13 protein-coding genes are annotated in these 9,625 nt (G+C 70.7%); 10 read left to right on the forward strand and 3 right to left on the reverse strand.

What is annotated here, in order from left to right:
* Positions 1-11: 11 nt before the first annotated feature.
* The 3 genes from Q1K33_RS00160 (at position 12) to Q1K33_RS00170 (ending at position 2,703) form a co-directional block, all read left to right on the forward strand.
* Positions 12-815, forward strand: coding sequence for an enoyl-CoA hydratase-related protein (locus Q1K33_RS00160; RefSeq protein WP_300399654.1), 804 nt, complete (start codon positions 12-14; stop codon positions 813-815).
* A gap of 95 nt (positions 816-910) precedes the next feature.
* Positions 911-1,453, forward strand: coding sequence for a helix-turn-helix domain-containing protein (locus Q1K33_RS00165; RefSeq protein WP_300399655.1), 543 nt, complete (start codon positions 911-913; stop codon positions 1,451-1,453).
* The gene (locus Q1K33_RS00170) at positions 1,450-2,703 is read left to right on the forward strand and encodes an MFS transporter (protein ID WP_300399656.1); all 1,254 of its coding nucleotides are present in this window, start codon (positions 1,450-1,452) and stop codon (positions 2,701-2,703) included. Before Q1K33_RS00165 ends, Q1K33_RS00170 begins: the two co-directional genes overlap by 4 nt.
* On the opposite strand, the gene Q1K33_RS00175 is transcribed toward Q1K33_RS00170, so the two are convergent.
* The gene (locus Q1K33_RS00175) at positions 2,675-3,202 is read right to left on the reverse strand and encodes a DUF1697 domain-containing protein (protein WP_300399657.1); all 528 of its coding nucleotides are present in this window, start codon (positions 3,200-3,202) and stop codon (positions 2,675-2,677) included. The genes Q1K33_RS00170 and Q1K33_RS00175 overlap by 29 nt on opposite strands.
* A 330-nt stretch (positions 3,203-3,532) precedes the next feature.
* On the opposite strand from Q1K33_RS00175, the gene Q1K33_RS00180 reads away from it, so the two are divergent.
* From Q1K33_RS00180 to Q1K33_RS00190, 3 genes are read left to right on the forward strand one after another with little or no spacing between them, the layout of a single operon-like run.
* On the forward strand, positions 3,533-4,213 hold the full coding sequence (locus tag Q1K33_RS00180) for a slipin family protein (RefSeq protein WP_300399658.1): 681 nt from the start codon (positions 3,533-3,535) through the stop codon (positions 4,211-4,213).
* Positions 4,214-4,234: 21 nt separating this feature from the next.
* On the forward strand, positions 4,235-4,552 hold the full coding sequence (locus Q1K33_RS00185; protein WP_300399659.1) for a helix-turn-helix transcriptional regulator: 318 nt from the start codon (positions 4,235-4,237) through the stop codon (positions 4,550-4,552).
* Positions 4,549-5,088 (forward strand): hypothetical protein, encoded by a 540-nt coding sequence (locus Q1K33_RS00190; RefSeq protein WP_300399660.1) that lies wholly within the window; start codon positions 4,549-4,551, stop codon positions 5,086-5,088. Before Q1K33_RS00185 ends, Q1K33_RS00190 begins: the two co-directional genes overlap by 4 nt.
* On the opposite strand, the gene Q1K33_RS00195 is transcribed toward Q1K33_RS00190, so the two are convergent.
* Positions 5,085-5,786 carry an RDD family protein gene (locus tag Q1K33_RS00195; protein WP_300399661.1) on the reverse strand — a complete coding sequence of 234 codons (702 nt, stop codon included), beginning with the start codon at positions 5,784-5,786 and terminating at the stop codon, positions 5,085-5,087. The genes Q1K33_RS00190 and Q1K33_RS00195 overlap by 4 nt on opposite strands.
* Positions 5,787-5,820: 34 nt before the next feature.
* Entirely contained in the window at positions 5,821-7,014 is a 1,194-nt protein-coding gene (hppD, locus tag Q1K33_RS00200) for a 4-hydroxyphenylpyruvate dioxygenase (protein WP_300399662.1), read from the reverse strand.
* A 66-nt stretch (positions 7,015-7,080) separates the two neighbouring features.
* On the opposite strand from hppD, the gene Q1K33_RS00205 reads away from it, so the two are divergent.
* Genes Q1K33_RS00205 through Q1K33_RS00220 form a run of 4 tightly spaced genes read left to right on the forward strand, consistent with a single transcriptional unit; the run spans position 7,081 to position 9,586 of the window.
* Complete coding sequence (locus tag Q1K33_RS00205; RefSeq protein ID WP_363319606.1) at positions 7,081-7,563, forward strand: Lrp/AsnC family transcriptional regulator; 483 nt, start codon at positions 7,081-7,083, stop codon at positions 7,561-7,563.
* A gap of 30 nt (positions 7,564-7,593) precedes the next feature.
* Entirely contained in the window at positions 7,594-7,779 is a 186-nt protein-coding gene (locus Q1K33_RS00210) for a hypothetical protein (protein ID WP_300399663.1), read from the forward strand.
* Between the two features lie 50 nt (positions 7,780-7,829).
* Complete coding sequence (locus tag Q1K33_RS00215) at positions 7,830-8,840, forward strand: hypothetical protein (protein WP_300399664.1); 1,011 nt, start codon at positions 7,830-7,832, stop codon at positions 8,838-8,840.
* The gene (locus Q1K33_RS00220) at positions 8,837-9,586 is read left to right on the forward strand and encodes a hypothetical protein (RefSeq protein WP_300399665.1); all 750 of its coding nucleotides are present in this window, start codon (positions 8,837-8,839) and stop codon (positions 9,584-9,586) included. Before Q1K33_RS00215 ends, Q1K33_RS00220 begins: the two co-directional genes overlap by 4 nt.
* The last annotated feature ends 39 nt before the right edge of the window (positions 9,587-9,625 follow it).

Below are 9,625 nucleotides of genomic sequence, written 5' to 3' on the forward strand. Positions count from 1 at the left end.
CACTCCCCGCCATGACCGGAGTCGAGGAACCCACCGCACCAGGCCTTCTCTCGCAGGTGCAGGACGACGCCCTGTGGTTGACGATGAACCGACCCGAGGTGTTCAACGCGATGACGGGCGAGATGACGCTCGCGCTGACCGACGCCGTGCGCGCCGCCGCGAGCCTCGACGACGTACGACTGGTCGTGGTGACCGGCGCCGGTGACGCCTTCAGCGCAGGGGCCGACATCTCGGGTGAGGACGCGATCGAGCGCTTCGACGTCCGCGCCATGGACGCGGCCAACGCACTGATCCGTGCCGTCGTCGACTGCCCCAAGCCCGTCCTGGCTGCGGTCAACGGGATGGCCGCCGGCGTCGGCTGCTCGCTGGCGTTGGCCTCCGACATCATCGTGGCGCGCGACTCGGCGTCCTTCCTGCTGGCCTTCGCCCGGATCGGCTTCATGCCCGACGGGGGCACCTCGGCCACGGTCGCGGCCGCCGTCGGCCGCCCACGGGCGATGCGGATGGCCTTGCTGGGCGAGCCTCTGTCCGCGACCGAGGCCTACGCCGCCGGCCTGGTCACCCACCTCGCGTCGACGGAGGAGTACGACGCACTGGTCGCCACGCTCGCGCGCCGCCTGGCCGCGGGGGCTCCGCTGTCCCAGACCGCGACCAAGCGCGCCGTCAACGCCGCCACCCTGACCGGCCCCTGGGGCCTCGAGGACGCCCTCGAGCGCGAGCGCACCGGCCAGACGGTCCTGATGCGCACCGCCGACGCCGCCGAGGGCATGCGCGCCTTCTCCGAGCGCCGCAAGCCGACGTTCCGCGGGGAGTAGCCCCACCACACAGGCGACCCCCCAATAACTGTTTGACAGTACGGCGGCCGGTCGACCAGAATCACCTCCCAACAACTCTTGGGGAGTGATCGAGGGTGGATGAGGCCGAGACCGGCGCTGCGGTGAGCGCGATGCGCGCCGTGGCGCACCCGGTGCGCTTGCAGATGCTCTCGCTGCTGACCGGCACCGAGATGAGCGCGGCCGAGGTGGCGCGCGAGCTGGACCTGACGCATGCCAACGCGTCCTACCACCTGCGCGTCCTCGTGGACGCCGACGAGATCGTCGTCGCGGGCGAGGAGAAGATCCGGGGCGGGGTGGCCAAGCGCTACCGCTACCCGCACGAGCGCCGGGGCGAGCACGCCCGTCCCGACCGGCCCACCTCCGACGACCAGGTCTTCTACGCCCGCGCACTGGGTCAGGAGATCGAGCGCCGCATCCAGCAGCGCCGGACCGATGGCGGGTCCAAGGGCTTCAACAGCGACCTCGAGGGCTGGGTCTCCCCCGACGCCTGGGCGAAGGCCTGCGAGCTGCTCGCGGAGGCCTCCTTCCTGCTCCACGAGGCCAACCGAGCGCCTCGCACCCCCGGCACGATCCACGTCAGCCACACGGCGTGGGCCTTCCAGATGGAGCAGCCATGACCTGGGCCGAGTCGCTCGCGCCGCTGCGCGAGCGCAACTTCCGCTACTACTACGCATCGCGCGTGGTCAACATGATGGGCAACGCGATGGCCTCGGTGGCCCTCGCCTTTGCCGTCCTCAAGATCACCGACGACGACCCCGCCGCGCTCGGCTTCGTGCTCGCGGCGCACTCGATCCCGATGGCGCTGCTGCTCCTGTGGGGCGGCGTGATCGCCGACCGGTTCCCGCGCAACGTCGTCATCCAGGTCTCCAACATCGCCTCGGCGATCACGCAGGGTCTGATCGCGGCCCTGGTCATCACCGGCATCGCCGAGCTGTGGATGCTGGTCGTCCTCAGTGTCGTGCACGGCATCGTCTCGGCGGTCAGCTTCCCGGCGATGGCCAGCATCATGCCGCAGCTGGTGCCGCGCGGTGAGCTCCAGCGCTCCAACGCCCTGATGTCCCTGGCCCGCTCGGCCCTGACGATCCTCGGCCCGACCCTCAGCGCGCTGCTGGTCGTCGGCGTCGGCCCCGGGTGGGCGCTGGCCGTCGACGCCTCCACGTGGCTGGTCTCGGCCGTGCTGCTCGGCTTCGTCGTGCTCCCCGAGCGCGCCCCCAAGGAGCAGGAGGCCGGCACCATCGCCGAGCTGCGCGAAGGCTGGACCTACTTCCGCCGTACGACGTGGTTGTGGGTCGTCGTGCTCGGCTTCGGCGTCCTCAACGCGATCCACATGGGCGCCTGGTTCACCCTCGGCCCCGCCCGCGCCAAGGACACGATCGGCGAGCAGGGCTGGGGGCTGGTCCTCTCCGCGGAGGCCATCGGCCTGCTCGCGATGACCCTGGTGATGCTGCGCGTGCCGCTCCAGCGGCCCCTGCTGTACGGCATGCTCGGCATCTCGCTGCTCGGCGTGCCGATCCTGATCCTGGGCGCCCATCCCCACCTGGCGATCCTGATGATCGCGACCTTCGTCGCCGGCGCCGGCACCGAGGTCTTCTCGATGGGCTGGAACCTCGCGATGCAGGAGCACGTGCCCGACGAGATGCTCTCGCGGGCCTACTCCTACGACGCCCTGGGCTCGTTCGTCGCCATCCCCGTCGGCCAGATCGCCTTCGGCCCGCTGGCCGTCGCGTTCGGCTTCACCGACGTCCTCGTCGTGAGCGGGATCGTCTACATCGTGGTGTGCCTGCTGGTGCTGCTCTCCTCATCCGTACGTCGACTGCCGCGCCTGGTCACGGCGGAGGTCAGCACCACTTCTGCACCAACGCCCTGACCACGGTCACGTTGCGGTTGGTCGCCACCCCGATCTGCTTCTCGATCGGCTTGAGCAGCGTCGCGTCGAGGTAGCCGCCGTCGAGCAGGAGGTGCACGGCGCGCGGCGAGAGCCGCACCCGCTCCTGGCCCGCCGACAGGCCCTCGAGCTCTGCGCGCAGGCTCGCGCTCGGCTCGTCCTTGAGCAACCAGATGTAGTGCTTGCCGTCGTGCCCGTGGGCGAACCGGTCGGCGTCGTCGGCGATCGCGCGCAGCTCGGCCGCCGTGTAGACGATCGTCGGCACCTCGAAGCCGCGATCGTGGCGGTAGGCCTGCTCCAGCGCGGACTCGATCCGGGCTCGCGACCGCATCCGGGTCCCGAGCCGCACGTTGCCGGTGTTGATGTGCGTGGCCACCTCGCTGAACCCCGCGGCCTCGGTCGCCGCGACGATCGCTTCCTTGGGGAACTTGCGGGTCGCGCCGAGGTTGATCGCCCGGAGGAAACCGACGTACGTCGTCATGCGCAGCATGGTGCCACGAGCGGCCGGGCAACCTGTGGAAAGTCGTTCGCGCCCGGTCGGTCGAGCCCGTAGCGTCCCTGCTGTCGAGATCAGCAGCCGGCACGACGTGTCGCGGCCGGTCCTGCGGGTCGTACCTCGACACATCCTCGCGACTCGAAGTCGCCTCATCGCGGGTGACCGGACCTCGACAACGGCGATCCGCCCACCAGCGACCCGCTCGGTCAGCACGACGAACGACGTCCCGTCGGCGGCTCGGGTCACGGTCCGGTCACCCCACCCCTCCCACCTCCCACGCCCCGCGCCCACTCCCACAGAAGGAAGGAAGCGGCCATGTCCCTGACAGCGCGCCTCACCGTCCCCGCCACCCAGTGCTTCCTCGAGTACGTCGACGGAGCCTTCACGCGCGAGCTCGCGCCCGGTCGCCACCGGCGCCCCCGCCGCGCCGTCTACCGCCCCGTCGACCTCCTCGAGCACCTCGACGTCGTCGCGCCCCAGGAGGTGCTCACCACCGACGGCGTCGCGGTCCGGGTCACCGCGGCCGTGCGGTGGGCGGTCGACGACGCGCGCGCGTTCGTCGAGCGCAGCCAGGACCCGTTCGCCGTCGTCTACCTCGCGGTGCAGCTGGCGCTGCGCGAGGCCCTCCTCGACGCCGAGGCCGACGACGTCGTACGCCGTGCTCGGCTACTCCTGGGCGAGTCACTGACCGCGGCCGCACGTGCCACCGGTGGCGAGGTCGGCATCGTGGTCCGTGAGGTGGTCGTCAAGGACGTGCTGCTGCCGCCCGAGCTGCGGGCCGCCTACGCCGAGCTCGTGACGACCAAGGCGCGCGGGCAGGCACAGCTGGAGGCGGCGCGGGCCGAGACGGCGGCGCTGCGTTCGCTGGCCAACGGCGCCAAGCTCCTCGATGACCACCCTGCCCTGGCCCGGCTTCGACTCGTGCAGGCCCTACCGCCCGGAGCGCGCGTCGAGATCCTCGCCGGTGAGGTGGCGACGCCGAGCCGCACGACTTAGCGGATCCGCTAACATGGCCCGATGAATGACGTCGCCGACACCCTGCGCCGGCTCCGCAACGAGAGCGGTCTGACCCAGGCCGCTCTCGCTCGCCGGGCCGGCATCCCGTCGACCGTGCTCAGTGCCTACGAGAACGGCCGCCGCGAGCCGGGGGCCGCCACGATGCTGCAGATCGCCCGAGCCGCCGGCTTCGAGCCGACCTACCGTCGCCGGCCCGATCCGGCCAGGTGCGCGGCGATCCTGGTCGAGGTGCTCGCCCTGGCCGAGGCGCTGCCCTATCGCCCTCGGCCGCTCGTCCTCCCGCGCGCGCCGTGGGGACAGCGAGATGACGTCGCGTGACCCTCGCCGAGCGGCTCCTCGCCCTGTCCGCGGCCCTTTCCCGCGCCGGCATCCCCCACGCCTTCGGCGGAGCCATCGCACTGGCCTACGCACTGGACGAGCCCCGAGCCACCCGCGACCTCGATCTCAACATCTTCCTCGGCACCGGCGCAGCACCCGAGGTGCTGGCTGCCATCGGCGGCCTGGTCCCCCACACCGACCGCGAGCTCGCCGACCTGCGCCGTGACGACCAGGTGCGGCTCTGGTGGGACCAGACCCCGATCGACCTGTTCTTCGCCGCCGCCGACTTTCACTTCGCCGTGGCAGGGCGGTGCCGCACGGTGCCGTTCTCCGACGCCGAGATCAGGGTCCTCGCGCCCGAGGACCTCGCGACCTTCAAGGTGCTCTTCGACCGCACCAAGGACTGGCTGGACCTGCAGATGATGTGGGAGTCGGGCACCCTCGACGTCCCCGTAGTCGGCCGACAGGTCCACGGCCTGGTCGGGGACGACCCCCGCATCGGCCGACTCCAGCAGATCGGGTCCTCGGCCGACTAGCGGCGACGTCGTACGACGTTGGTGTCGGCCCACTTGTCGTGGATGGCCTGGCGGCGCGAGTCCCACAGGGGCCAGAGGCCGTCGACGAGGGAGAAGAGCCCTACCAAGGTCCCGACGAGCGGCACGATGCTGAGCGCCTGCGGCCCGCCCTGCACCAGCCACCGCTTGAGCACGACCGAGAGCGGAAGCCCGTGGGGCGCCTCGCGCTGTCGCACGCGCAGCCCGAGCGCGAGCTTGCCAGGGGTGGCCTGCTTCCAGGTCAGGAACCCGACGACGTAGACGAAGTTCAGCACCACGCCGATCACACCGATGATGGCCAGCGGACCCGCGATCTGGCTCTGGAGCTCGAAGCTGCTCACGGTGGAGGATCCGGTGGCGCTGATCTCGTCGAAGTAGTCGCCGTAGACCTCGAAGACGTCGCGCCACCACGGCAGGGCCAACGGCGTCGCCACCGCGAAGACGATCAACCCGTCCAAGATCACGGCCCCCACGCGCTGCCACCAACCGGCGAGCGGCTCGCCGTCCGGGGTGGTCGCGCGCGGGTCGTGCCCCTGGTGGGCGTCACGCAAGCGCGCCCCGGTGTCGCCGGGTGGTCCGGAGGGATACGGGCTGGTGTGCTCGGTCCAGCGGTCGCCGTCCCAGTAGCGCAGCACCGGCTGCTGATGGTCGGGGTACCACCCTGCGGGAGTCTGGGTCACGGCCGCATCGTGCCACCCACGTGCCCACGCAAACTCACAGGTTGCCGCGCAGCTCCTGCTCACGCTCGATGGCCTCGAAGAGCGCCTTGAAGTTGCCCTTGCCGAAGCCGAGCGAGCCGTGCCGCTCGATGAACTCGTAGAAGACCGTCGGCCGGTCCCCCATCGGCTTGGTGAAGATCTGCAGCAGGTAGCCGTCCTCGTCGCGGTCGACGAGGATCTTGCGCTTCTTCAGCTCCTCGATCGGCACCCGCACCTCGCCGATCCGCGCCCGCAGCGCGGGATCGTCGTAGTAGGAGTCGGGGGTGTCGAGGAACTCGATCCCGTTGTCGCGCAGAATGTCGACGCTGCGCAGGATGTCACCGGTGGCCAGGGCGATGTGCTGGCAGCCGGCGCCGTCGTAGAACTCGAGGTACTCGTCGATCTGCGACTTCTTCGCCGCGATCGCCGGCTCGTTGAGCGGGAACTTCACGCGGTGGTTGCCGCTGGCCACGACCTTGCTCATCAGCGCCGAGTAGTCGGTCGCGATGTCGTCGCCGATGAACTCGGCCATGTTCGTGAAACCCATGACCTTGTTGTAGAAGGTCACCCACTCGTCCATCCGGCCGAGCTCGACGTTGCCCACGCAGTGGTCGACGGCCTGGAAGAGGCGCTTGGGCTGGCCGTCGCGGCGCGTGGCGCTCGACTGGCGGGCGACGTAGCCGGGCAGGTAGGGGCCGGCGTACCGGCTGCGGTCGACGAGGGTGTGGCGGGTCTCGCCGTACGTCGCGATCGCGCCGGTCCGCACGGTGCCGTGCTCGTCGGTGACGTCGTGCGGCTCGACCAGCACCGTCGCGCCCATCGCCCGCGCGTGCTCGATGCAGCGGTCGACGTCGGGCACCTCGAGGGCCAGGTCGACGACCCCGTCGCCGTGCTTGCGGTGGTGCTCGTGCAGCGGGCTGTCAGGCGTGACGCCGCCGGTGAAGACGAACCGCGCGCTGCCCGAGCGCAGGACGAAGGACTTCGAGTCACGGGTCCCGGTCTCGGGGCCCCGGTAGGCCTCGAGCTCCATGCCCAGCGCGAGCTGGTAGAACGCCGCGGTCTGCGTCGCGTTGCCGACCACGAAGCCGACCGCGTCCATCGCGGTCACCGGGAACGGGTCGCGGGTGGCGTCGTACTCCACCAGCCCGACCAGCTCCTTGAGCTGGTCGAGGGTGAGGTCGGCGCGGAGCTCGTCGGGCGTCAAAGTCATGCCCTGAGATTCACGCAGAGCGACACTCTGTGCAACAGTGCGGCGCAGGACTGGACAATCTGCCCAATGATGGAGGACATCGTGGACGACGTGGACCGCAAGCTGATCAGTCTGTTCGCGGCCGAGCCGCGCGTCGGCGTCCTCGAGGCATCTCGTCGACTCGGGGTGGCCCGCGGCACGGTGCAGGCGCGCCTGGACAAGCTCAGCTCGTCGGGCGTGATCACCGGGTGGGGTCCCGATCTCTCCCCCGACGCCCTCGGCTTCGGCGTGACCGCCTTCCTGACCCTGGAGATCAGCCAGTCGGCCGGGCACGAGCGGGTCGCCGATCAGCTGGCCGGCATCCCGGAGGTGCTCGAGGCCTACACGATCACCGGCGCCGGCGACCTCTGGTGCCGGGTCGTCTCGCGCTCCAACGCCGACCTGCAACGGGTCATCGACACCGTCCTGGCGATCGAGGGCGTCCAGCGGGCTTCGACGGTGATGGCGCTGGCCACCCAGGTGCCGTTCCGGGTGCTGCCCCTGCTCGAGGCCTCCACCACCACGCCCTGAGCCCGAGGACCGCCGTGCCACGATCGGGGCATGGTTCTCGGTATCGTCATCGCCCTCGGAGTCGTCATCGTCGGCTTCTACCTGGTCCTCTACGTCCGCAACGGACCCCACGACCGGACCCGCGAGCAGCGCCGCCAGGACGTCACCGCCGAGCGGCTCGAGAAGCGGTTCCAGAAGCGGCAGCGCGACGAGGACCGACCACCCACGCACGAATGATCTGGACGGTCGGGGTGTCACGACACCGCGACCTGGGTAGGTGCCTCGTCATGACCGACGACGATCTGTTCGTTGACCCGGACGGGCTGCTGGCCGGCGCCGAGGTGGCTCGACGACAGCACGCCCACCTCCGGAGGACCTCCGACTACATCAGCGACGCCTGCAGCCAGTTCGGCGCCTTCTCCGGTGTGCTGAATCTCTTCGAGGGCCAGTACCGCGAGGCGGTCGCCGCAGCCCAGGACGGCCTGCGGGACTCCCGCACGGTGGCCGATCGCGTCGAGGAGGCCACGCTCCTCTCCCGCACCGAGTACCTCGACACCGACCGCGCGGCGTACGACAGCTTCAAGCGGCACTTCAAGGACGTCGACGGGTTGCCGCCGTACGTCGTCCCGGGCAGCGGCAACAGCATCCCCGGCGGTCCCTACAGCGACCCGGTGGCGGATCCCGGCGACGTGGACGGGCCGGGCTTCGACGGCCTCCCCGGCCTCCCTCCCGGAGTCAGCGGTCCGGCCGGACGCTTCCACGAGTCGCCCGACGGTGGAGACCTGCCCGGCATCGTCGACCCCCAGGCGGCGCTGGAGGACGAGATCCTCTCCCGGATCCGGGACCGGCACACGCGCGAGGAGTACCTCGCCCTGCGCGAGCAGGGCGTGCCCGCCGACGACGCCTACGTCCGCGCCAGCCAGCGCAGCCCCGACGACATCGCTTCCGACCGGGTGCACGGCACCATCGAGACCCGCGCCGAGGGCGCCTACGACCGGGCCTACGACCAGGCCATCGCCGAGGGTCGCAGCCCGCAGGAGGCGCGCGACGCGGCCTCCGACGCGGCGGCCGACTCCCGCTCCACCGACTCGCGCGACCACCAGAACCGCACCGAGATCCTCGACGACGGGCGGACCCTGCTCGACACCTACCAGGGCGTCAACGACGTCGTCGACAACGTCCAGGACATCGGCGCCGGGGTCGAGCAGCTCGACGAGACCCTCGATGACATCGACGACTACGACGACTACGAGGACTCGGCGCCCGACCGGTCGAGCCAGCAATGGGCCGGCCGATGAGCGCCATCTACGAGATGTACGACGCCAGCTCGCCGGTGGCCGGCGGGCGACCCGACGGCGGGATGGGCGACTACATCGAAGGACTCAAGGACGACTGCGGCTTCATCATCCCCAAGATCGACTGGGCGGTGGAGAAGCTCACCGGCTGGAGTCTGCTCGAGGCACTGCTCGTGAAGATCGCCGGGGACTTCAACGCCCTCGCCTCCATGCAGCTCGCGTGGGGCCAGGTCGGGCTGTCGCTCGGTGCCACCGGCGACAACTATGCCTCTCTCTCCGGTCAGCTGCCCGGCGTCTGGGAAGGCCTCGGCGGGGTGAGCGCCCAGACCCGGCTGACCGACGTGGCGACGATGCACGGGGACCAGCAGGAGGCCTGCACCCACCTGCAGGACCAGCTCGGTCACGTGCTGGAGGTCGCCCAGGCCACCGCGGAGGTGGTCGCGGCCGCCATCAACTTCATCGACGACGTGATCCAGGAGATCCTGCTCGACGCTGCCATCCCGGTGGTGGGGTGGGCCAAGGGTGCCTTCAGCGCGCCGGGCAAGGCGAAGAAGGTGATCGACCTGATCCACCGTGGCCTGGAGGCGATCGAGAAGTTCACCGCGGCCTGCCGGGCCGTGGTGACGGTTCTCAAGTACGTCAACGCCGGGCTCGGCGTCCTCAGCACCACGCTCGACTTCGGCAACGTCGTGGCCAGCGGCACCGCCGGCGGCCACGTCGACGAGACGGCGGACCGCGGCTTCGGCTGATCCGTCCCGGTTGCGCCACGTCCCCGCACCGACCCCCCA

This window comes from Nocardioides sp., from assembly GCF_029937575.1.
Lineage (GTDB): Bacteria > Actinomycetota > Actinomycetes > Propionibacteriales > Nocardioidaceae > Nocardioides.

Coding starts and splice junctions, on each gene's coding strand:
- Q1K33_RS00210 (WP_300399663.1), top strand. CDS start 7,594: ATGGTTCTCGGTATCGTCATCGCCCTCGGAGTCGTCATCGTCGGCTTC.
- Q1K33_RS00220 (WP_300399665.1), top strand. CDS start 8,837: ATGAGCGCCATCTACGAGATGTACGACGCCAGCTCGCCGGTGGCCGGC.
- Q1K33_RS00215 (WP_300399664.1), top strand. CDS start 7,830: ATGACCGACGACGATCTGTTCGTTGACCCGGACGGGCTGCTGGCCGGC.
- Q1K33_RS00160 (WP_300399654.1), top strand. CDS start 12: ATGACCGGAGTCGAGGAACCCACCGCACCAGGCCTTCTCTCGCAGGTG.
- Q1K33_RS00185 (WP_300399659.1), top strand. CDS start 4,235: ATGAATGACGTCGCCGACACCCTGCGCCGGCTCCGCAACGAGAGCGGT.
- Q1K33_RS00180 (WP_300399658.1), top strand. CDS start 3,533: ATGTCCCTGACAGCGCGCCTCACCGTCCCCGCCACCCAGTGCTTCCTC.
- hppD (WP_300399662.1), bottom strand. CDS start 7,014: ATGACTTTGACGCCCGACGAGCTCCGCGCCGACCTCACCCTCGACCAG.
- Q1K33_RS00205 (WP_363319606.1), top strand. CDS start 7,081: ATGATGGAGGACATCGTGGACGACGTGGACCGCAAGCTGATCAGTCTG.
- Q1K33_RS00175 (WP_300399657.1), bottom strand. CDS start 3,202: ATGACGACGTACGTCGGTTTCCTCCGGGCGATCAACCTCGGCGCGACC.
- Q1K33_RS00170 (WP_300399656.1), top strand. CDS start 1,450: ATGACCTGGGCCGAGTCGCTCGCGCCGCTGCGCGAGCGCAACTTCCGC.